General features: G+C 68.6%; 16 protein-coding genes. 8 read left to right on the top strand and 8 right to left on the bottom strand.

Features of this window, described 5'->3' with window-relative positions; translation table 11 throughout:
* Positions 1 to 132 precede the first annotated feature (132 nt).
* From DM480_RS07465 to DM480_RS07445, 5 genes are all read left to right on the top strand, one after another.
* Positions 133 to 513, top strand: coding sequence for a GIY-YIG nuclease family protein (locus tag DM480_RS07465; RefSeq protein WP_115378273.1), 381 nt, complete (start codon positions 133 to 135; stop codon positions 511 to 513).
* Entirely contained in the window at positions 510 to 1,637 is a 1,128-nt protein-coding gene (gene pheS, locus DM480_RS07460) for a phenylalanine--tRNA ligase subunit alpha (RefSeq protein WP_115378272.1), read from the top strand. The genes DM480_RS07465 and pheS overlap by 4 nt, the downstream gene beginning before the upstream one ends.
* A 148-nt stretch (positions 1,638 to 1,785) precedes the next feature.
* A complete protein-coding gene (pheT, locus tag DM480_RS07455; RefSeq protein WP_115378271.1) occupies positions 1,786 to 4,152 on the top strand; it encodes a phenylalanine--tRNA ligase subunit beta in 2,367 nt (788 codons plus the stop codon).
* 176 nt (positions 4,153 to 4,328) lie between these two features.
* Positions 4,329 to 5,210, top strand: a complete 882-nt coding sequence (locus DM480_RS07450) for an aldose 1-epimerase family protein (protein ID WP_115378270.1) — start codon at positions 4,329 to 4,331, stop codon at positions 5,208 to 5,210.
* Between the two features lie 154 nt (positions 5,211 to 5,364).
* On the top strand, positions 5,365 to 6,891 hold the full coding sequence (locus DM480_RS07445; RefSeq protein WP_115378269.1) for a peptide chain release factor 3: 1,527 nt from the start codon (positions 5,365 to 5,367) through the stop codon (positions 6,889 to 6,891).
* A 212-nt stretch (positions 6,892 to 7,103) separates the two neighbouring features.
* Here DM480_RS07445 and DM480_RS07440 read toward each other — a convergent pair whose 3' ends face one another.
* Together DM480_RS07440 and DM480_RS07435 are read right to left on the bottom strand one after the other, a co-directional pair.
* Positions 7,104 to 8,342, bottom strand: coding sequence for a spinster family MFS transporter (locus tag DM480_RS07440; RefSeq protein ID WP_115378268.1), 1,239 nt, complete (start codon positions 8,340 to 8,342; stop codon positions 7,104 to 7,106).
* 63 nt (positions 8,343 to 8,405) lie between these two features.
* Positions 8,406 to 10,814 carry a TonB-dependent receptor gene (locus DM480_RS07435; RefSeq protein WP_115378267.1) on the bottom strand — a complete coding sequence of 803 codons (2,409 nt, stop codon included), beginning with the start codon at positions 10,812 to 10,814 and terminating at the stop codon, positions 8,406 to 8,408.
* Between the two features lie 135 nt (positions 10,815 to 10,949).
* On the opposite strand from DM480_RS07435, the gene DM480_RS07430 reads away from it, so the two are divergent.
* Positions 10,950 to 11,579 (top strand): TetR/AcrR family transcriptional regulator, encoded by a 630-nt coding sequence (locus DM480_RS07430; protein ID WP_115378266.1) that lies wholly within the window; start codon positions 10,950 to 10,952, stop codon positions 11,577 to 11,579.
* Here the strand turns inward: DM480_RS07430 and DM480_RS07425 are convergent.
* The 5 genes from DM480_RS07425 to rpmF all read right to left on the bottom strand — a co-directional run bounded on the left by DM480_RS07425 (position 11,576) and on the right by rpmF (position 14,589).
* The gene (locus tag DM480_RS07425; RefSeq protein ID WP_115378265.1) at positions 11,576 to 11,938 is read right to left on the bottom strand and encodes a MerR family transcriptional regulator; all 363 of its coding nucleotides are present in this window, start codon (positions 11,936 to 11,938) and stop codon (positions 11,576 to 11,578) included. The genes DM480_RS07430 and DM480_RS07425 overlap by 4 nt on opposite strands.
* A gap of 4 nt (positions 11,939 to 11,942) precedes the next feature.
* Positions 11,943 to 12,242: an integration host factor subunit alpha gene (locus DM480_RS07420; protein WP_115378264.1), complete on the bottom strand. Its 300-nt coding sequence runs from the start codon at positions 12,240 to 12,242 to the stop codon at positions 11,943 to 11,945.
* 124 nt (positions 12,243 to 12,366) lie between these two features.
* A complete protein-coding gene (locus tag DM480_RS07415; protein WP_115378263.1) occupies positions 12,367 to 13,335 on the bottom strand; it encodes a beta-ketoacyl-ACP synthase III in 969 nt (322 codons plus the stop codon).
* 9 nt (positions 13,336 to 13,344) lie between these two features.
* Complete coding sequence (plsX, locus tag DM480_RS07410) at positions 13,345 to 14,373, bottom strand: phosphate acyltransferase PlsX (protein WP_115378262.1); 1,029 nt, start codon at positions 14,371 to 14,373, stop codon at positions 13,345 to 13,347.
* Between the two features lie 36 nt (positions 14,374 to 14,409).
* Positions 14,410 to 14,589: a 50S ribosomal protein L32 gene (gene rpmF, locus DM480_RS07405; RefSeq protein ID WP_115378261.1), complete on the bottom strand. Its 180-nt coding sequence runs from the start codon at positions 14,587 to 14,589 to the stop codon at positions 14,410 to 14,412.
* A 443-nt stretch (positions 14,590 to 15,032) separates the two neighbouring features.
* Between rpmF and DM480_RS07400 the strand changes: the two genes are divergently transcribed.
* Positions 15,033 to 17,402 (top strand): glycoside hydrolase family 31 protein, encoded by a 2,370-nt coding sequence (locus DM480_RS07400; protein WP_115378260.1) that lies wholly within the window; start codon positions 15,033 to 15,035, stop codon positions 17,400 to 17,402.
* A 154-nt stretch (positions 17,403 to 17,556) separates the two neighbouring features.
* Here DM480_RS07400 and DM480_RS07395 read toward each other — a convergent pair whose 3' ends face one another.
* The gene (locus DM480_RS07395) at positions 17,557 to 18,234 is read right to left on the bottom strand and encodes an MBL fold metallo-hydrolase (protein WP_115378259.1); all 678 of its coding nucleotides are present in this window, start codon (positions 18,232 to 18,234) and stop codon (positions 17,557 to 17,559) included.
* Between the two features lie 76 nt (positions 18,235 to 18,310).
* On the opposite strand from DM480_RS07395, the gene pabB reads away from it, so the two are divergent.
* Entirely contained in the window at positions 18,311 to 20,074 is a 1,764-nt protein-coding gene (gene pabB / locus DM480_RS07390; protein ID WP_198665942.1) for an aminodeoxychorismate synthase component I, read from the top strand.
* The last annotated feature ends 15 nt before the right edge of the window (positions 20,075 to 20,089 follow it).

Raw genomic sequence — 20,089 nt, 5'->3', positions numbered from 1 at the left:
CGTGCGGGCCTTTACCCGTTTCGTCATCCCCGCGAAGGCGGGGATCCAGACGAGCAGGTCCTTGCAAGGGTCACGGAGGCCAGCCAGTCTGGATTCCCGCCTCCGCGGGAATGACGGAATGGAAACGCGACCGTGGAAGCCAAGCAACCCTGCGTCTACATCCTCGCCAGCGGGCGGCACGGTTCGCTCTACATCGGCGTCACCTCGAACCTGCTCGCGCGCATCTACCAGCACCGCGAGGGCCTGATCGAGGGCTTCACCAAACGCTACGACATCAAGAGGCTGGTCTGGTTCGAAATGGCGTCCGACATGGAAACGGCCATCCGGCGTGAGAAGCAACTGAAGAAATGGAACCGCGACTGGAAGGCGCGGCTGATCGAACAGAGCAACCCCGACTGGGTTGACCTTGCCATCGGCCTCGGCTTTGAGCCGCTTGCATCACAGTCCCGCGCAGGCCGGGACGCCAAAGCCCCGACCGGCAGGACGTCTGGATTCCCGCCTGCGCGGGAATGACGGAGTTTCACGTGGCCGAACTCGACCCGCAAGAGCATCTGCTCGACCGCATCCGGCAGAGCGACACGCTCGACACCCTCGAATCCCTACGCGTCGAGGCGCTCGGCAAGCAGGGCAGCATCACCCAACTGCTGAAAACGCTCGGCAAGATGAGCCCCGAGGAGCGCCAGGTCGAAGGCCCGCGCATCCACGGCTTGCGCGAATCGGTGACCGAGGCGATCGCCACCCGCAAGGCCGCGCTCGAACGCGCCGCGCTCGACGCGCGCCTCGCCGCCGAGACGCTCGACATGACGCTCCCCGCCGACGCGCCGCTGGCAGGCACGGTCCATCCGGTCAGCCAGGTGATGGACGAGCTGGCGGAAATCTTCGCCGACCTGGGCTTCGCGGTCGCGACCGGGCCAGAGATCGAGACCGACTGGCACAATTTCAGCGCGCTCAACATTCCCGAAACGCATCCGGCGCGCGCGATGCACGACACCTTCTACCTGACCCAGGGCCAGGACGCGAAGGCGGCGGGCACGTTCGACGAGCGCACCACCTTCTCGCTGCTGCGCACGCACACGTCGCCGGTGCAGATCCGCACGATGCTGGAGACGCCGCCGCCGATCCGCATCATCGCGCCGGGCCGCACCTACCGCTCCGATTCGGATGCGACGCACACGCCGATGTTCCACCAGGTCGAAGGGCTGGTGATCGACAAGGGCATCACGCTCGGCCACCTCAAATGGACGCTGGAGACCTTCCTCAAGGCGTTCTTCGAGCGCGACGACATCGTCCTGCGCCTGCGCCCCAGCTATTTCCCCTTCACCGAACCGTCGGCGGAGGTCGACGTCGGCTATACGATCGAGAAGGGCAAGCGGGTGATCGGCGGCTCGGGAGGCGGCTGGATGGAAGTCTTGGGCAGCGGCATGGTCCACCCGAAGGTGATCGCCGCCTGCGGCCTCGATCCCGACGAATGGCAGGGTTTCGCCTTCGGCAGCGGCATCGATCGGCTCGCCATGCTGAAATACGGCATGGACGACCTTCGGCCCTTCTTCGACGGCGATATCCGCTGGCTGAAGCATTACGGCTTCGCCGCGCTCGACGTGCCGACGCTGTCGGGCGGGGTCGGGGCGGCGGGCTGACGCCGCATACACCGATCCGTCATCCCGGCGCAGGCCGGGACCCATGGACGCGGTGCTGGTAATGAAGACGCGGACCGCGAACCAAGCGGCGGTCCGGGTCCATGGGTCCCGGCCTGCGCCGGGATGACGATAAGGACGGAACGTTCCGATGAAGTTCACCCTCTCCTGGCTCAAGCATCACCTGACCACCGACGCGGGCCTCGAGGATATCCTCGACGGCCTGACGCGCATCGGGCTGGAGGTCGAGGGCGTCGACAATCCCGGCGATGCGCTCAAAAGCTTCCGCATCGCGCGCATCCTGTCGGCCGCGCCGCATCCGCAGGCGGACAAGCTCCAGGTCCTGTCGGTCGACGCCGGAGACGGCCCGATGCAGGTCGTCTGCGGCGCCCCCAATGCGCGCGCCGGCCTGGTCGGCGTGTTCGGCGCGCCGGGCGCCTATGTCCCCGGGCTCGACGTGACGCTGAAGGTCGCGAGCATCCGCGGCGTCGAGTCGAACGGCATGATGTGCTCCGCGCGCGAGCTGCAGATCGGCGAGGGCCATGACGGCATCATCGAACTGCCCGCCGATGCGCCGATCGGCACGCCCTTCCCCGATTATGCCGGGCTCGACGATCCCGTCATCGACGTGTCGATCACCCCCAACCGCCAGGATTGCATGGGCGTCCACGGCATCGCGCGCGATCTCGCCGCCGCCGGGCTCGGCACGCTCGTGCCGCTGACCGCGCCCGTGGTCGTGACCGAGGGCCCCGGCCCCGATGTCCGCATCGAGGATGCGGACGGCTGCCCCGCCTTCTACGCGCAGGCGGTGCGCGGCCTCACCAACGGCGAGGCGCCCGAGTGGATGCGCCACCGCCTGACCGCGATCGGGCAGAAGCCGATCTCGGCACTGGTCGACATCACCAACTACATGACCGTCGATTGCGGCCGCCCACTGCACGTCTACGACAAGGCGAAACTGTCGGGCGGTCTCGTCGCGCGGAAGGCGCGCACCGGCGAAACCGTCGAGGCGCTCAACGGCCGGACCTACACCCTGTCCGAAGGCATGACCGTCATCGCCGACGATGTCGCGGTGCACGATATCGGTGGCATCATGGGCGGCGCGCATTCGGGCGTGTCGGAGGCGACCACCGACGTCATCATCGAATGCGCCTATTTCGCGCCCGACGCGATCGCGCGCACCGGCCAGGCGCTGGCGCTGACGTCGGATGCGCGCCAGCGGTTCGAACGCGGCGTCGACCCGGCGTTCCTCGACGACGGCCTCGCCATCGCGACCTTCCTCGTCCAGCAATATTGCGGCGGCACCGCCAGCGCCGTCACCCGCGCCGGCCAGCCGCCGCTGGCGCCGCGCACGATCGCCTACGACCCGGCGCGCGCCGAAACGCTCGGCGGCCTCGCCATCGCGCCCGACCGGCAGAAGGCGATCCTCAAACGTCTCGGCTTCACCGTTGCCGATGACTGGCGTGTCACCGTGCCGACGTGGCGCCGCGACATCGACGGCCCCGCCGACCTGGTCGAGGAAGTGATCCGCATCGAGGGGATCGACAAGGTCGCGCCCGTCCCCCTGCCCCGCGCGCCCGGCGTCGCCAGGCCGACCGCGACGCCGCAGCAGAAGCTGGAGCGCCGCGTCCGCCGCGCCGCCGCCGCGCGCGGCCTCGACGAGGCGGTGACGTGGAGCTTCGTTTCCGACGCCGAGGCCGCGCCGTTCGGCGGCGGCGCGTGGAGCCTTGCCAATCCGATCAGCGAGGACCTGAAGGTCATGCGCCCGTCGCTGCTCCCCGGCCTGCTGTCGGCGACCCGCCGCAATCTTGCGCGCGGCGCCACCGCCGTGCGCCTGTTCGAGATCGGCCGCCGCTATCTCGCCGAAGGCGAGCATCCGACGCTCGGCCTCGTCCTAGCCGGCAACGCGCGCGAACGCGGCTGGCGCGCCGGCAAGGCCGCGGCCTTCGACGCCTTTGACGCCAAGGCGGAGGCGCTCGCCCTGCTCGCCGCCGCAGGCGCGCCCGTCGACAACCTGCAGGTGATGGGGGAAGCCGGCGACGCATGGCATCCCGGCCAGTCGGGCACGCTGCGGCTCGGGCCCAAGACGATCCTCGCGCGCTTCGGCATGTTGCATCCGACGCTCACTAAGGCGTTCGACCTCGACGGCAGCATCGCCGCGGTCGAACTCTACCTCGACGCCTTGCCGGCGAAGCGCGGCGGCGGCGGCTTCATGCGCCCGGCCTTCGCGCCGCCCGCGCTGCAATCGGTGCGCCGCGACTTCGCCTTCCTCGTCCCCGCCGCCCTCTCCGCCGACGCGCTGGTCCGCAGCGTGCGCGGCGCGGACAAGGCGGCGATCACCGCCGCGCGCGTCTTCGACGTCTTCACCGGCACGGGCGTCGAGCCCGGCATGAAGTCCGTCGCGGTCGAGGTGACGCTCCAGCCGACCGACAAGAGCTTCACCGACGAGGCGCTGAAGGCCATCGCCGACAAGGTCGTCGCCGCCGCCGCGAAACAGGGTGCGGTGCTCAGGACCTGAAAATCCTCCCCGCTTCGCGGGGAGAGGGGGACCGTTCGGCGCAGCCGAATGGTGGAGGGGCAGCCGCAGACGATGGCTCTGTTTGGCTGCCCCTCCACCACCGCCTCCGGCGGCGGTCCCCCTCCCCTGCGCAGCAGGGGAGGATTTTCCGGCATTCGTGCGTTACAGGCCGCATCATGACCGACCCCCAGATGATCCGCATCACCTCCGGCGCGCTCACCGCCGCGATCAACAGCTATGGCGCCGAGCTCACGCACCTCACCGATGCGCAAGGCCGCGAATTGATGACCGACGCCGACCCGGCCTTCTGGACCGGCCACGCGCCGATCCTGTTCCCGGTGATCGGCGTCACCAACGGGCTGCAGATCCACCTCGACGGCGCGACCTATCCGATGCCCAAGCACGGTTTCGCCCGCCATTCGCTGTTCGATGTCGTCGAGGCGTCGGACAGTCACGCCGTCTTCGCGCTGGAGGACAGCGACCAGACGCGCAGCCATTACCCCTTCGCCTTCCGGCTGGAGATCACCTTCTCGATCGAAGACACGACGCTGTCGGTCGAGGCGCGCATCGTCAACCGCAACGACGCGGCCATGCCGGCGAGCTTCGGCTTCCATCCCGCCTTCGCGTGGCCGCTGCCCTATGGGCACGATCGCGCCGACCACCGCATCGTCTTCGCGGCGGACGAGCCCGGCGCGCTGCGCGAGATCGCTCCCGACGGCCTGATCGCCGCCGCCACGCGCCCCTCGCCGCTCGACGGCCGCACGTTGCAGCTGCGCGACGATCTGTTCACCGACGACGCGCTCGTCTGGGACCATGTCCGCTCGCAAGCCGTCACCTATGGCGCGAGCGAGGGCCCCGAGCTCCACGTCGCCTTCCCGGACACGCCCAAGCTCGGCATCTGGACCAAGCCCGGCGCCGCCTATGTCTGCATCGAACCCTGGCACGGCATCGCCGATCCCGAAGGCTATGCGGGCGATTTCCGCGCCAAGCCCGGCGTGTTCGAGATCGCGCCCGGCGACACGAAGCACATCCGCATGAAGGTGACGCTGACCGCGTAAAAGCGGGTCTGGTTGCGCGACCCGGCAATTCCCATTTTCGTCATTCCCGCGTAGGCGGGAATCCATTGACGCAACGCCAGCGACTCCTGCCCGAACGCCTGAGTATCTGGATCCCCGCCTGCGCGGGGATGACGCCTTCTGACCGGACCCAGTGATGACCTCCCCCCGCCGTACCTTCGCGATCATCTCCCACCCCGACGCCGGCAAGACGACGCTGACCGAAAAGCTGCTGTACTTCGGCGGCGCGATCCATCTCGCCGGCGAGGTGAAGGCGCGCGGGGCGAACCGACGCGCGCGCTCCGACTGGATGAAGATCGAGCAGCAGCGCGGTATCTCCGTCACCTCGTCGGTGATGACGTTCGAACATGACGGCATCACCTTCAACCTGCTCGACACGCCGGGCCACGAGGATTTCAGCGAGGATACCTATCGCACGCTGACCGCGGTCGATTCGGCGATCATGGTGATCGACGCCGCCAAGGGCATCGAGCCGCAGACGCGCAAGTTGTTCGAGGTCTGCCGCCTCCGATCCGTCCCGATCATCACCTTCGTCAACAAGGTCGACCGCGAAGGCCGGCCGGTGTTCGAACTGCTCGACGAGATCGCCGACATGCTGGCATTGGACGTATGCCCGATGACCTGGCCGGTCGGCATGGGCGGGACGTTCCAGGGTATCCTCGACCTCGCCACCAACCGCATCACCCGGCCGGAGGGCGACAGCCGCACCTTCCAGGGCAAGATGGAGCAGGACCCGGCGCTGCCCGAGGATATCGCGGAGGAGATCGAGCTCGCGCAGGTGGGCTATCCCGCCTTCGACGCCGCCGCCTATCGCCACGGCGATCTGACACCCGTCTTCTTCGGCTCCGCGCTCAAGGATTTCGGCCCCGCCGAACTGATCGCCGCGCTCGCCGAACATGCGCCGCCCCCGCGCGCCCAGCCCGCCGAACCCGCCCCGGTCAGCCCGGAGAATTCCGAGGTCACCGGCTTCGTGTTCAAGGTCCAGGCCAACATGGACCCCAACCACCGCGACCGCATCGCCTTCATGCGGCTATGCTCGGGCACCTTCAAACGCGGCATGAAGCTGACCCCCACGGGCCACGGCAAGCCGATCGCAGTCCACTCCCCGATCCTGTTCTTCGCGCAGAATCGCGAAGTGGCGGACGAGGCCTTCCCCGGCGACATCATCGGCATCCCCAACCACGGCACCCTGCGCGTCGGCGATACGCTCAGCGAAAAGGCCGACGTGCGCTTCACCGGCCTGCCGAACTTCGCGCCCGAAATCCTGCGCCGCGTCGCGCTCAAGGACCCGACCAAGACCAAGCAATTGCGCAAAGCGCTCGACGACATGGCCCAAGAGGGCGTGACGCAGGTCTTCTATCCGGAGATCGGCAGCAACTGGATCATCGGCGTCGTCGGCCAGCTGCAGCTCGACGTGCTGCTCAGCCGGCTCGATGCGGAATACAAGGTTGCCGCCGGACTGGAGCCCGCGCCCTTCGACACCGCGCGCTGGATCGCGGCGGACGATCCCGCCGACCTCAAGGCGTTCATGGACCTGAACCGCGCCGCCATGGCCAAGGATCGCGACGGCAACCCCGTCTTCCTCGCCAAGAGCGCATGGGAAGTCGGCTATATCGTCGACCGTTACCCGAAGGTCCGCTTCCTCGCGACGCGCGAACGGTAAGGGCTGTCCTACACGCGCAAATCGTGGTACAGAAAGAGAACAAAGGCTCTTTCGCATCGTTGACATAAAATAACGCCGGCGCGACAGGAGATGTCGCGTTCAGGTGTCAATTCTGTCAAGACTCGCGCGACTTCCGGTGCATTATCATGCGCTTGCCCGCCATGCCAACATGGTGGGCAACGCCCCGCAAACACTGCGACTTTCGCGACCTTTCACGCCACCCAGTCGCGGCGCAGCGCTTTGACCGCGCTCAGCATCAGCGCGGCCGCGATCACGTAGAAGCCCAGCGCATAGAAGGTGGCGTAGCGTAGCGCGTCGACACCATGCGCCGCCTTCATCGCGTCGGACAACCGCCCCATCAGCCACGATCCCAGCCCCAGCCCGATCAGATTGTTGATGAACAGGAAGCTCGCCGACGCGGTCGCGCGCATCGGCGCGGGGACGAGGTGCTGGACCGCGGTCGTCACCGGCCCCAGCCACAGGATGTTGAGCCCGTTGGGGATGAGGAACAGGAACCAGGCGACGACCGGCGACGGGCTCATCAGCGCCGCCCCGAACAGCGGCACGGTGATGAGCCAGGCGATCGCCGGCAGCCTCGCATAGGCGCCGCGGTCGCGCGCGCCCAGCCGGTCGGCAAGCCAGCCGCCGCCGAACACGCCGATCGTGCCGCCGACGAGCAACAGCGAGGCGACATAGTGCGACGTGCCGAGAAGCGTGAAGCCGAAGCTGCGGATCAGCACCGACGGCACCCAGAAGGCGAGGCCATAGCCGCACATCGAACTGAACGCCGCGGCGAACGCCATCAGCCAGAAGCTGCGCTTGCCCGCGAGCAGGCGGAACACCGCGCCGACGCGGACCGCGTCGCTGCCCGACCGCGGCCGCGGCGGTTCCTTGACGACGAGGCGGAATATCGGCGCGAGCACGACGCCCGCCAGCCCGACGACGATGAATGCCCAGCGCCAGTCGACCAGGCTGGCGATCACCCCGCCGAGCAGCGCGCCGCCGGCAAGCCCGATCGGGATGCCGAGCGAATAGATGGCGAGCGCCCGCGCGCGGCGTTCGGGCGGGAAATAGTCGGCGATCATCGCATAGGAGGGCGCGACGCCCCCCGCCTCGCCGACCCCGACGCCCAGGCGAAAGGCGAACAATTGCCAGAAGCCGGTGGCGAGCCCGCACAGGGCGGTGAAACCGCTCCACACCGCCAGGCTGGCGGTGATGACCCAGCTGCGGCTGGTGCGGTCCGCGACGAGCGCGAGCGGGATGGCGAGCGTCGAATAGAGAAGGGCGAAGGCGATGCCCCCTAGCGCGCCAAGCTCGGTATCGCTGAGCTTCAGGTCCGCCTTGATCGGCTGCGCGAGGATGCCGAGGATCTGCCGGTCGAGGAAGTTGAAGGTGTAGACGAGCAGCAGCATCGCCAGCACGAGCGCCGGATAACGGGAACGGGTCGGCATCTGCTTCTCCTGCCTCCCTCTCCCACCGGGAGAGGGAAGGGTGAGGGTGACGGACTGTCCCTATCAGAACCGCGCGGTGAACGTCCCGAACACCTGCCGCGGCGCGCCGTAGAAGGCGGTGGCGATGCCCTCCTTGCCCAATGTCGGGACATATCCGGTGCCGTTGGTGATCGGCTGGCCCGCGGCGTTGAGCGGCGTACCGGCGATGTCGGTCCTGATATACTGGTATCCGCTTGTCTTGTAGCGCTTGTCGGTCAGGTTGCGGCCATAGACGCCGATCGAATAGCGCCGCTCCGCGCCGAAGGCATAGGTCAGGCCTGCATCCCACAGCGTATAGCCCGGCTGGTCCAGGAACGGGCTCGCCGTCTCGAACTGGTGCGTCAGGCTGCGGTAGGAGACGGTGGTATTGGCGGTGACCAGGCCGTCGCCGACCGGGATCGCGCCCGTCGCGGTGCCCGATGCCGTCCAGTCCGGCGTATTCTGGAAAACGCGGACGTTGGCGACGTCGACCCCGGTCGGGCCGATGAACTTGCGGTATTTGGCATCGATATAGCCCATCGTGCCGGCCAGGCTGAACGACGATCCGGCGCCGGCGAAATCGCGGGCGAGCACGGCGTTGGTTTCCAGCTCGATGCCCTTGATCCGCGCCTTGGCGGCGTTGGTGGTGATGCCGCAGAAGGTCTGCACGCCGCCGACGGTGCAGCCGACCGATCCCGGCACCTGAACGTCGGTATAGTCCGAATAGAAACCGTCGAGCGCCCAGGTCAGCCGTTTGTCGAACGCGGCACCCTTCCACCCGATCTCGTAGCTGGTGACGGTTTCGGGGCGGAACAGCAGGAAATTGTAGATGTCCTGATACGTCCGTCCGGCGGCGGGGTTGCTGATCGGCGCCGACGTGCCCGACCCGCGCGGATCGAACCCGCCGCCCTTGAAGCCTTCCGAATAGGACGCATAGAGCAGGTGGTTGTCGTTCGGCTTGAAGTTCAATGAGGCCCGCGGGGTGAAGCGCTTGAAATTGGCGACGCCGCGGAAATTGGTCGAGGGCGGCGTGCCCAGGAACGGCACCGGCGTGCCGCCGAACTCCTGGGTCAGGCCGATGTAATTGGCCTTGAAGATGTACGAGCTGCGCTCGTCCCACGTATAGCGGCCGCCGAGCGACAGGCTGATCTGCGGCGTGAAGTCGAAGGTGAAGTCGCCATAGACCGACGACGTCTCGGTCCGCACATCGCCCGCAGTATAGGCGTCGAGACCCGGGAAGGTGGTCGACAAGAGCACGCCGAACCCGGTCGAGGCCTTGGCGCCCAGATAGTAATAACCGATCAGGCCGTTGATCTTGTCGGAGCTGTAGAGCAGCTGGAATTCCTGGCTGGTCTGCTCGTTGCGATAGACGGCGGGCACGTCGACATCGACCGCGGGCAGCGAGTCGAAGTCGATTGGAGTATAAGATGTGTCGGCGCGGTACGCGCTGATGCTGCGCAAGGTCAGCTGGTCGGTCAGCTTGGCGCTGACGCTCATCGACAGGCCGCCCGCCTCGATATTCTGGCGCGGCGTGTTGAGCCCGGCCTGCGTGTCGAAGACGTTCGCCAGCACCGGCGTTCCGCTGGCGATGCCGGGGATCAGGCGGTGGCCGTTGCGCGGGTTGCTCTTGTCGTGCGTATAGTCGCCGGTGATGCGCACGAACAGCCGCGTGTCCGGGCTCTCGAACTCCACCGTGCCGCGCGCGGCCCAGATGTCCTTGTTGTAATTGTCTATATTGAGGTTGAGGTTGCGCCCGAAGCCGTCGCGGCTCAGCCGCGCGCCCGCGACGCCGACCTTCAGCATATCGCCGATCGGCACTGACAACGCGACCACCGCATCCGCCTGGTTGTAGCTGCCGTAGGTGCCCTTGACCCGCACTTCGGGCGTGTCGGGCAGGCGCTTGGTGACGTATTTGACCGCGCCGCCGATCGTGTTGCGCCCGTATAGCGTTCCCTGCGGGCCGCGCAGCACCTCGATCCGGTCGACGTCGTAGATGTCGAGCACCGCTGCCTGCGGCCGGTTGAGATAGACGTCGTCGAGATAGACGCCGACGCCCGCCTCGAAGCCCGGCACCGGATCCTGCTGGCCGACGCCGCGAATGAAGGCGGCGAGCGTCGAGTTCGAGCCGCGCGCGACCTTCAGCGTCGTATTGGGTGTCGTGTTCTGGATGTCGGTCAGGTCGATCGCACCCGACTTGGCCAGCTTGTCCGCGGTGAAGGCGGTGACGGCGATCGGTACGGACAGCAAGGTTTCCGCACGCCGCCGCGCGGTGACGACGATGTCGCCGTCGTCGGCAGCGGCCGTGTTCGTGTCGGGCGCGGTTTCCGCCGCGCTGGCGCTCCCCGCTTGCGCGGGGTCGGCGGCCGACGCGACCTGCGCTATCGCCGGCGTCGTGCAGAGCGCGGCGAGCGCCACGCCCAGCTTGAGTGTCGTGGACGTACCAAGCGCCTTCATAGCCAACCTCCCCTGTCGACGCCGCGTCCGGTTGATCCCGGCTTGTACGTCGTTCGACATCCCTATACTGAAACCTGAACCAGTATTCAACTTGGTCGTGCAGACAGGGTTTCGGGGCTGGTGCAGGGAGGGGACATGACACAGGACAGCTTCCAGGCCACCGATCCGCCGGTACCTGCGAAGATGCCACGCACCGACCGCGGCCGGCGGACACTGCGCGCGTTACTGGATGCTGCCGCCGCGGAATTCGGCGAGCGCGGGTTCCACGACGCCTCGATCAGCGCGATAACGCGGCGGGCGGGCGTCGCGCTCGGCAGCTTCTACACCTATTTCGATTCGAAGGACGCGGTGTTCCGCGCGCTGGTCCGCGATATGTCGGATCAGGTGCGCGATCACGTCGCGCCGGCAGTCCGGGGCGCCGCCGACGGGCTGGCGGCGGAGCGGGCGGGGCTGGCGCAGTTCATCGGCTTCGTCCGGGCGCACAAGGAAATCTATCGCATCATCGACGAGGCGGAGTTCGTCGACCCGGAAAGCTTCCGCCTGCATTATGCGACGACGGCGGAGCGGATCGAGCAGCGGCTGCGCAGTGCGGCGCAGCGCGGCGAGGTGCGGGCGGACGTCGCCGAGGTCCATGCCTGGGCGATCATGGGCATGAACGTGTTCCTGGGCCTGCGCTACGGCGTGTGGAGTGAGGACCAGTCCGCAGAGGCCGTGGCGGATGCGGCGGCGGCGATGCTGCGCGACGGGCTGCGCCCACGCGACTAGCCCAGCGGGCGGCCCTCGTCCTGGGCAAGCGCCTGCGCCAACAGGTCGCGGATGCCGCGCAGGCTTGTCAGCGCCGCGGCTTCGTCGATTGGGGCGGCATCGGCGCGCTCGTCTCGGGCGAGCAGTTGCTGGACGCCGCGCAGCGTATAGCCTTCGCGGTGGAGCAGCGCGTCGATCCGGCGGACGAGCGCGACGTCTTCGGGCCGGTAATAGCGCCGGTTGCCCGCCCGGGTGACGGGGCGCAGTTGGGGAAAGCGGCTCTCCCAATAGCGCAGGATGTGGTGCGGCAGGCCGGTGTCGGCCGACACCTCTCCGATCGTGCGGAATGCGGTGTCTGCCTTGGCCACGTCCGCGGCCATGCGATCAGCCGGCGTTGACGATGCAGTCGCGCATCATCTGACTGGCACGGAAGGTGAGCACGCGGCGGGGCGCGATCGGCACCTCGATGCCGGTCTTCGGATTGCGGCCGACGCGTTCGCCCTTGTCCCGCAGGACGAAGGTGCCGAAGCCCGAAATCTTGACGTTCTCGCCCCGGCTCAGCGCCTCGCACATCTCGGTCAGGATCTGCTCGACCAGCTTGGCCGAATCAGCCCGCGACAATCCGATCTGCCGGTGCAGCGCTTCTGCCAGATCCGCCCGCGTCAGCGTCCCCGCGGTTGTCATCAACACGTTACGTCCCCGCCCTCTGAATGTCGTTCACCCCCGCCCGATGTCTACACCAGACAAGACGTGTCCGAAAGTGACTTTCCGGTCACAGGCTACCGTGCCGGCGGGCCCTTGATCAATATCAATAGCGCAGGACCGCCGCACCCCAAGTGAACCCGCCGCCCATCGCCTCCAGCACGATGATCTGTCCCGGTTTGATACGCCCGTCGCGCGTCGCGGTGTCCAGCGCGAGCGGTACGGACGCGGCCGAGGTGTTGGCGTGACGGTCGACGGTCATGACGACCTTTTCCGGGGGCAGGCCGAGCTTGCGGCTGGTAGCATCGAGGATGCGCGCGTTCGCCTGATGCGGCACGACCCAGTCGACGTCGGCCGGGGTGAGGCCCGCGAGACGGAGCGATTCGTCCATCACCGCAGCGAGATTGACGACGGCGTGGCGGAACACCTCGCGCCCCTTCATCCGCAGCTTGCCGACGGTGCCCGTGGTCGAGGGGCCGCCATCGACGTAGAGCAGATCGTTGTACCGTCCGTCGGCATGCAGCCGCGTCGCGAGGATGCCCCGCCCGTCGGCGTCGGCGCTGTCCTGCGCCTCCAGCACGATCGCGCCGGCGCCGTCGCCGAACAATACCGCGGTGGTGCGGTCTTCCCAGTCGAGGATGCGGCTGAACGTTTCCGCGCCGATCACGAGCGCGCGCCGCTGCACCCCCGAGCGCAGCATCGCGTCGGCGACCTGCACCGCATAGAGGAAGCCCGAGCAGACGGCGGCGACGTCGAAGGCGACGCAATCGTCGATGCCGAGCATCGCCTGCACCTTCGTCGCGGTGGCGGGAAAGGTCTGGTCGGGGGTCGCGGTGGCGAGGACGATGAGGTCGATGGCCTGCGCGCTCACCCCGGCGGCATCGAGCGCGGCGCGGGCGGCATCGGCGGCGAGCGTCGCGGTCGTTTCGTCCGGGCCGGCGATGTGGCGCATGCGGATGCCGGTACGCTCGACGATCCATTCGTCGCTGGTGTCGAGCTGCGCGGCGAGATCGTGATTGGAGACTTGCCGCGCCGGGAGCGCGGAGCCGGTGCCGAGGAGGACCGAACGGATCATAAAGTCCCCTTACGCGGCCTTTTCGAAATTGCCGAGGTCCTCGGCGATGCGGCGCGTGAGGTCGGCACGCACCATCTTGGCGGCATTGCCGATCGCGGTGGCGACGCCGAGCTCGTTGGCGCCGCCGTGGCTCTTCACGATGATGCCATTGAGGCCGAGGAAGACCGCGCCGTTGTGATTGTTGGGATCGAGATGGTCGCGCAGCAGCTCGGTCGCGGGCCGCGAGATCAGGAAACCGATCTTCGAGCGCGCCGAGCTGCGGAAGGCGCGCTTCAGCAGGTCGCCGACGAAACGCGCGGTGCCCTCGGCGGTCTTGAGCGCGATGTTGCCGGCAAAGCCGTCGCAGACGATGACGTCGTGATGGCCGCGCGCCAGCCGGTCGCCCTCGACGAAGCCGGTGAAGGTCAGCGGCAGGTGATTCGCGCCGCGCAGGATCGCGGCGGCGTCGCGGATCTCGTCCGTGCCCTTCTGATCCTCGCTGCCGATGTTGAGCAATGCGACGCGGGGGCTGTCGAGGTCGAGGATGGTGCGCGCATAGGCGGCGCCCATCACCGCGAACTGGACGAGGTTGCGGGCATCGCACTCGGTGTTGGCGCCGAGATCGAGCATGATGACGTCGTTGTCGCCGAGCGTCGGCAGCGGGGCGGCGAGCGCGGGGCGGTCGATGCCGGGCAGCGTGCGCAGCGCGAGCTTCGCCATCGCCATCAGCGCGCCGGTATTGCCCGCCGAGACGGCAGCGCCTGCCCGCCCCTGTTTCACCAGGTCGATCGCGACGCCCATCGACGTCGTGCGGGCGCGGCGGATCGCCTGGCTGGGCTTTTCGCTCGAGCCGATCTGGTCCGCGGCGTGGACGATCTCGCTCGCCTGGCTGAGGTTGGGATGGGCCTTCAGCCCGGCGGCGATCGCCGCCTCATCCCCCACCAGCAGGAAGCGCATGCCCTCGTGACGGCGCCGGGCGCGGGCGACCCCGGCCAGCATCACCGCCAGCCCTTCGTCGCCGCCCATCGCATCGACGGCGATCCAGGATTGGTCGGGCATGGTGATCAGCGCTTGTCCAAGGATAAGACCGGGGGCTTAGCCCTCGACCGTGACGATCTCGCGACCGTTATAGTGACCGCAGGCGGTGCACAGATTGTGCGGGCGCTTCAGCTCGCCGCAGTTCGGGCATTCCTGGAACGATTCGATCGACAGCGAATCGTGGCCGCGACGCATGCCGCGCTTGGAGGGAGAGGTCTTTCGCTTGGGGACGGCCATTGCGGCACCTTGTTCTTGAACTAAAAAAGTGAATCGATACGCACGACCGGCGCCGCCCGCACGACCCGCGTTCACCGCCGGCCGCTGGGCGCCGCCGTACAGCCGGGCGCATCGCGAAGCGCGGGCCTATAGCGAATTCGGCGATTGTTGCAAGCTTTGCGCTCAAAACACGCAAGGCCGCGCGGATCGACCTATGCAACGAAGCGACCCGTGCGAAAGGTCGCAAAGGTCGCACCCTTTCGGGTTATCGGCGCCGCCGCCCGAAAACGTCGCAGGGCCTGCGACGCCGCCGATCGTCAGCGCGGAACATAGGTAGCACAAACCGATGATGTAGGACAGCGAATTCGCGCGGCGCGCCGCCGACCAACCGCGGCCAGTTTGCATGCCGCCAAATTGTCTGACATGTTTACGCCCAGAGACGCCGCGTGCGTCCGGGGAGAGAGATGATGCGACTGGCCCTTCTTCTGCTGGCAAGCACCGTGCCCGTAGCGCCCCTGCCCGCGGCGCCCGCCCCGGCCGCCGGCGCCGAGGCACAGGCCGCGGCAACGGGCGTCGGCACGCCCGTGCGCGATGCGACGGGGATCGACCTGGTGGTGCCGGACGGGCGGATGCGACTCGACATCTGGGGCGAGCGGACCGTGCGTGTGCGCATCCGGGCCGTGGACACGGCAGACGGCGCCGCGGCGCCCGCGCTGGCGATCGTCGGCGCACCGCGCGCCACCAGCTGGACACTGACCGAAGAGCCGACGCGCTATCTGATCGCGACGGCGATGATGCGGATCGCGATCGACAAGGCGAACGGCGCGGTCGCGCTGCTGGGCGCGGACGGCAAACCGGTGATCGCGGAGACGGACGCGGCGATGCGCCGGCTGGGCCGGACGCCCGATCCCGACGGCGTGGTGCAGCAGAGATTCGCGATTCCGGGCGACCAGGCGATCTATGGCCTGGGCCAGCACCAGGCGGGGGTGATGGATTATCGCGGCACGACGGTGCGGTTGCAGCAGGCGAACACCGACGTCGGCGTCCCCGTGCTGGTATCGAGCGCGGGTTACGGCCTGTTCTGGAACAACCCGGCGGTGACCGAGGTCGCGGTCGCGGTGCCGCAGGCGACCGACCGTATCGTCTTCCGCTCGCAGGCGGGATCGGGCGTCGATTACGTCCTGTTCGCGGGGCCGGACGTCGACGCGATCACCGCCGCCTATCGCCAGTTGACCGGCCCCGCGCCGATGATGGCGCGCTGGACCTGGGGTCTGTGGCAGTCGAAGGAGCGATACGCGTCGCAGGCCGAGCTGCTCGGCGTCGCCGCGCGCTATCGCCAGATGGGCATTCCGCTGGATGCGGTGGTGCAGGACTGGCAATATTGGAAGCCGGGCGAATGGGGCAGCCACCGGTTCGACCCCGCGCGCTATCCCGATCCCAAGGCGATGCTGGGCACGCTGCACCGCCAGCACGTGCACAGCATCGTGTCGGTGTGGGCGCGATTCGACGTCGGCCTCGACACGACGAAGGCGCTGGAGGCGGCGGGTGGGCTGTATCCCAAGACCTATCCCAACGTGTACCCGGCGGGCGAGGGCCGCTGGTACGACGCCTTTTCCGCCAAGGCCCGCGCGACCTACTGGCGCGACGTGTCGCAGCGGCTGGGCCGCGTCGGGTTCGACGGATACTGGCTGGACGGCAGCGAGGCGGAGCTGGGCGGCCAATGGGGCGAGATGCGCGACGTGACGACCGCCGCGGGGCCGGGCGCGGTCGTCTACAACGCCTATCCGTTGCTTCACACGACCGCGGTGCACGACGGGATGGCCATGGATTATGCCGCCAAGCGCCCGGTGATCCTGACCCGGTCGGCCTGGGCGGGGCAGCAGCGCAACGCGGCGATCACCTGGTCGGGCGACGTCGTCGGCACCTGGGACGCGTTCCGCCGGCAGGTGCCCGGCGGCGTCAATTTCTCGATGAGCGGCATCCCCTATTGGTCGGCGGATATCGGCGGCTTCTTCGGCGGCAGCCCGGACGATCCGGCGTATCAGGAGCTGTTCACGCGCTGGCTGCAGTTCGCGGTGTTCAACCCGATGTTCCGCATCCACGGCACCGGCGCAGGGAAAGAGGTGTACAGCTTTCCCGAAGGCGCACGCGCGCCGCTGATCGATGCGGTGCGGCTGCGCTACCGGTTGCTGCCATTCCTCTATGCGCAATCGTGGCAGGTCGCGGATCGCGGCGTGTCCTTCCTCTATCCGCTGGGCATGGCGTTTCCCGCCGATCCCGCGGTGCGGCGGATCGCGGACCAATATATGTTCGGGCGCGGCCTGCTGGTCAGTCCGGTGGTCGAGCAGGGGGCGGCGGCGCGCGACGTGCGGCTGCCCGCGGGGCGCGACTGGTACGATTTCTGGACGGGCGCGCGGATGGCGGGCGGCGCGAGCGTGCGCGTCGCCGCGCCGATCGGACAAATCCCGGTGCATGTCGCAGCGGGCACGATCCTGCCGCTGGGCAGCGACGTGCAACATGCCGACGAATCGCCCGACCGGCCGGTGGAGCTGCGCGTCTATCGCGGCGCGGACGGCCGCTTCACGTTGTATGACGATGCGGGCGACGGCCAGGGCTGGCGCCGCGGCGAACGCGCGACGATCGACGTGACGCTGGACGATGCCGCGGGCACGTTGACGCTGGGCGCGCGCCAGGGCCGCTATCCGGGGATGATGCGGACGCGCGCGTTCCGGGTCGTGAGCGTCGCGCCGGGCCGCGGCGTCGGGCTGGCGCGGGGCGCGGGCATCGACGTGCGGTACGACGGGCGCGCGCAGGTGGTGCGGCTGGAGCGCTGAGTTTGTTGAAAATGCGTCGAGACGCATTTTAGCGGCACCGGCCCGCTCCCCCTCCCGGCCACCCACACGGTATCCTCGATGGGTGGTCGGGAGGGGGAGTGGGCCGGTGCCGCAACGAAACGCGCCCTTTCGCGCGTTTCCAAACAAACCCACCCTATTCCACCGCGAGCGCGCGGTCGCTGACGAACATGTTGTGCGCGCGTTCGTGCGCGAAGGTGCTGGGGTTGCCGTGGCCGGGGATGAAGGCGGTGTCGTCGCCGAGCGGCCACAGCTTGGTGACGATCGTCTCGATCAATTGCTGGTGGTTGCCGCCGGCCAGGTCGCTGCGCCCGATCGACCCCTGGAACAGCACGTCGCCGACCTGCGCGAATTTGGACGGCGCATGGTGGAAGATGACGTGGCCGAGCGTGTGGCCGGGCGTTTCGTAGACGTCGAGGCTGAGGTTGCCGACGGTCACCGTGTCGCCGTCGACCAGCCAGCGATCGGGCTCGAACACCTCGCCGCGGATGCCGTAGGTGCGCCCGTCCTCGTCGAGGCGGGCGAGCCAGAAACGATCCGCCTCGTGCGGGCCCTCGATCGGCACGGCGAGGTCGCGGGCGAGCGCCTTCGCCTCGCCGGCATGGTCGATATGGCCGTGGGTGAGCAGGATTTTCTCGACCGTGATCCCCGCCTGTTCGATCGCCGCCTTGATCCGCGGCAGGTCGCCGCCCGGATCGACGACCGCGGCCTTCATCGTCTCGGTGCACCAGATCAAGGTGCAATTCTGCTGGATCGGCGTGACGGGGACGATCGCGGCGCGCAGCGGGGCGACGGGGGGAGAGGATTGGCTCATGCCCCGCGAGATAGGCAGCGCGCGGGGATGCGGCAATCGCGGCTTGCGCGAAGGCGGATCGCCTGCGCATCTGGCGATGATGATCGCCGCCCCGTTCGTATTGCTCGACGATGCCCGTCCCGGCGGCGCGGCGCGCCTGTATCGCGATCCGGTGGCGGTGGTGCGCGCGGACACGGTGGACGCGGTCGTTCCCGCGCTGGAGCGGTTGCGCGGCGCGCGGGCGCAAGGGCTGCATGCGGCGGGATACCTCGCCTACGAAGCCGGCGCGGCGCTGATGCCGCGCGCGCCGGTGCGCGACACGGGCGCGCCGTTGCTGTGGTTCGGGCTGTTCGCGGACTGGCAGGCGGTCGACGCGGCGGACTGGCTGCCCGATCCCGCGGGCGCCTATGCCGGCGCACCGGTGCCGCGGATCGGGCGCGACGATTATGACGCGGCGTTCGCCCGCGTGCTCGACTGGATCGCGGCGGGCGATATCTATCAGGCGAACCTGACGTTGCGCGCCGACGTGCCGGTCGCGGGCGATCCGCTGGCGCTCTATGCGCGGTTGCGGGCGCGGGCAGGCGCCGGCCATGGCGCGGTGGTGGCGACCGGGGAGCGGACGATCGTGTCGCTGTCGCCCGAACTGTTCTTCGCGCTGGACGGCGACACGCTGACCTGCCGCCCGATGAAGGGCACCGCGGCGCGTGGCGAGAGCGCGGCGGGCGATGCCGCCGCGGCGGCGCGGCTGGCGGGCGATGCCAAGCAGCGCGCGGAAAATCTGATGATCGTCGACCTGATGCGCAACGACCTGTCGCGCGTCGCGGTGGCGGGCAGCGTCGCGGTGCCCGACCTGTTCGCGATCGAGACCTATCCGACGATCCACCAGATGACCTCCACCGTCACCGCGAGCTTGGCGCCGGAGCGCGATGCGGTCGACGTGCTCGCCGCGCTGTTTCCGTGCGGGTCGATCACCGGCGCGCCGAAGCTGCGCAGCATGCAGGTGATCGACGCGGTCGAGGCGGAGGCGCGCGGCGTCTATACCGGCAGCATCGGGCGGATCGACGCGGATGGCGATGCGGCGTTCAACGTCGCGATCCGCACGCTGGACTGGGCGGCGGACGCGACGCACGCGACGCTGGGCCTGGGATCGGGCATCGTCGCGGACAGCCGCGCGGACGACGAATGGGCGGAATGTCTGGCGAAGGGCGCGTTCGTCGCCGCGGGCCAGCGCGCGATCGACCTGATCGAGACGATGGCGTTCGATGCCGAGGAGGGCATTTTGCTGCTCGAGCGGCATCTGGCGCGGATGAAGGCGAGCGCTTCGGCGCTGGGCTTCGCGTTCGACCGGCATGCGGCGCGCAACGAACTGCAGGCGGCAACCTTTCGGTTGCGCGAGGCGAAGCGCGTGCGACTGCTGCTGGCGCGCAGCGGTGCGCTGGCGATCGACATTGCGCCAGCCCCGCCGCCACTTAGCGCGCCGATGCGCGTCGCGCTCGTGCCGCTGCCCGTCGCACCCGATGACTATCGATTGCGGCACAAGACGAGCGACCGCGGCTTCTACGACGCGGCGCGACGCGCGGCGGGAACGGACGAGGTGCTGTTCGTCCGCGGCGGCATGCTGACCGAGGGCAGCTTCACCAATGTCTTCGTGCCGCGCGGCGACGGCGTGCTGCTGACCCCGCCGCTGGCCCGCGGGCTTTTGCCCGGCGTGCTCCGGGCGGAATTGATCGCGAACGGCCGGGCGATCGAGCAGGATGTGTCTACGGAAGCGCTCCACGCGCAATTTTTTGTCGGCAATGCGCTACGCGGGCTGATTCCCGCGGTTCTCGCGGTTGCGGAAAACGCCGCTTCGCCGCTATAGGGCGCGCGCGTTCTT

It is taken from the genome of Sphingomonas sp. FARSPH, from assembly GCF_003355005.1.
Lineage (GTDB): Bacteria > Pseudomonadota > Alphaproteobacteria > Sphingomonadales > Sphingomonadaceae > Sphingomonas.
This window is presented reverse-complemented; position numbering and strand designations above follow the sequence as displayed.

What these genes read in the sequence shown, in the direction of transcription:
- pheS (WP_115378272.1), top strand. Translation starts at nt 510, where the DNA reads ATGACGGAGTTTCACGTGGCCGAACTCGACCCGCAAGAGCATCTGCTC.
- pheT (WP_115378271.1), top strand. Translation starts at nt 1,786, where the DNA reads ATGAAGTTCACCCTCTCCTGGCTCAAGCATCACCTGACCACCGACGCG.
- DM480_RS07450 (WP_115378270.1), top strand. Translation starts at nt 4,329, where the DNA reads ATGACCGACCCCCAGATGATCCGCATCACCTCCGGCGCGCTCACCGCC.
- DM480_RS07445 (WP_115378269.1), top strand. Translation starts at nt 5,365, where the DNA reads ATGACCTCCCCCCGCCGTACCTTCGCGATCATCTCCCACCCCGACGCC.
- DM480_RS07440 (WP_115378268.1), bottom strand. Translation starts at nt 8,342, where the DNA reads ATGCCGACCCGTTCCCGTTATCCGGCGCTCGTGCTGGCGATGCTGCTG.
- DM480_RS07435 (WP_115378267.1), bottom strand. Translation starts at nt 10,814, where the DNA reads ATGAAGGCGCTTGGTACGTCCACGACACTCAAGCTGGGCGTGGCGCTC.
- DM480_RS07430 (WP_115378266.1), top strand. Translation starts at nt 10,950, where the DNA reads ATGACACAGGACAGCTTCCAGGCCACCGATCCGCCGGTACCTGCGAAG.
- DM480_RS07425 (WP_115378265.1), bottom strand. Translation starts at nt 11,938, where the DNA reads ATGGCCGCGGACGTGGCCAAGGCAGACACCGCATTCCGCACGATCGGA.
- DM480_RS07420 (WP_115378264.1), bottom strand. Translation starts at nt 12,242, where the DNA reads ATGACAACCGCGGGGACGCTGACGCGGGCGGATCTGGCAGAAGCGCTG.
- DM480_RS07415 (WP_115378263.1), bottom strand. Translation starts at nt 13,335, where the DNA reads ATGATCCGTTCGGTCCTCCTCGGCACCGGCTCCGCGCTCCCGGCGCGG.
- plsX (WP_115378262.1), bottom strand. Translation starts at nt 14,373, where the DNA reads ATGCCCGACCAATCCTGGATCGCCGTCGATGCGATGGGCGGCGACGAA.
- rpmF (WP_115378261.1), bottom strand. Translation starts at nt 14,589, where the DNA reads ATGGCCGTCCCCAAGCGAAAGACCTCTCCCTCCAAGCGCGGCATGCGT.
- DM480_RS07400 (WP_115378260.1), top strand. Translation starts at nt 15,033, where the DNA reads ATGATGCGACTGGCCCTTCTTCTGCTGGCAAGCACCGTGCCCGTAGCG.
- DM480_RS07395 (WP_115378259.1), bottom strand. Translation starts at nt 18,234, where the DNA reads ATGAGCCAATCCTCTCCCCCCGTCGCCCCGCTGCGCGCCGCGATCGTC.
- pabB (WP_198665942.1), top strand. Translation starts at nt 18,311, where the DNA reads ATGATGATCGCCGCCCCGTTCGTATTGCTCGACGATGCCCGTCCCGGC.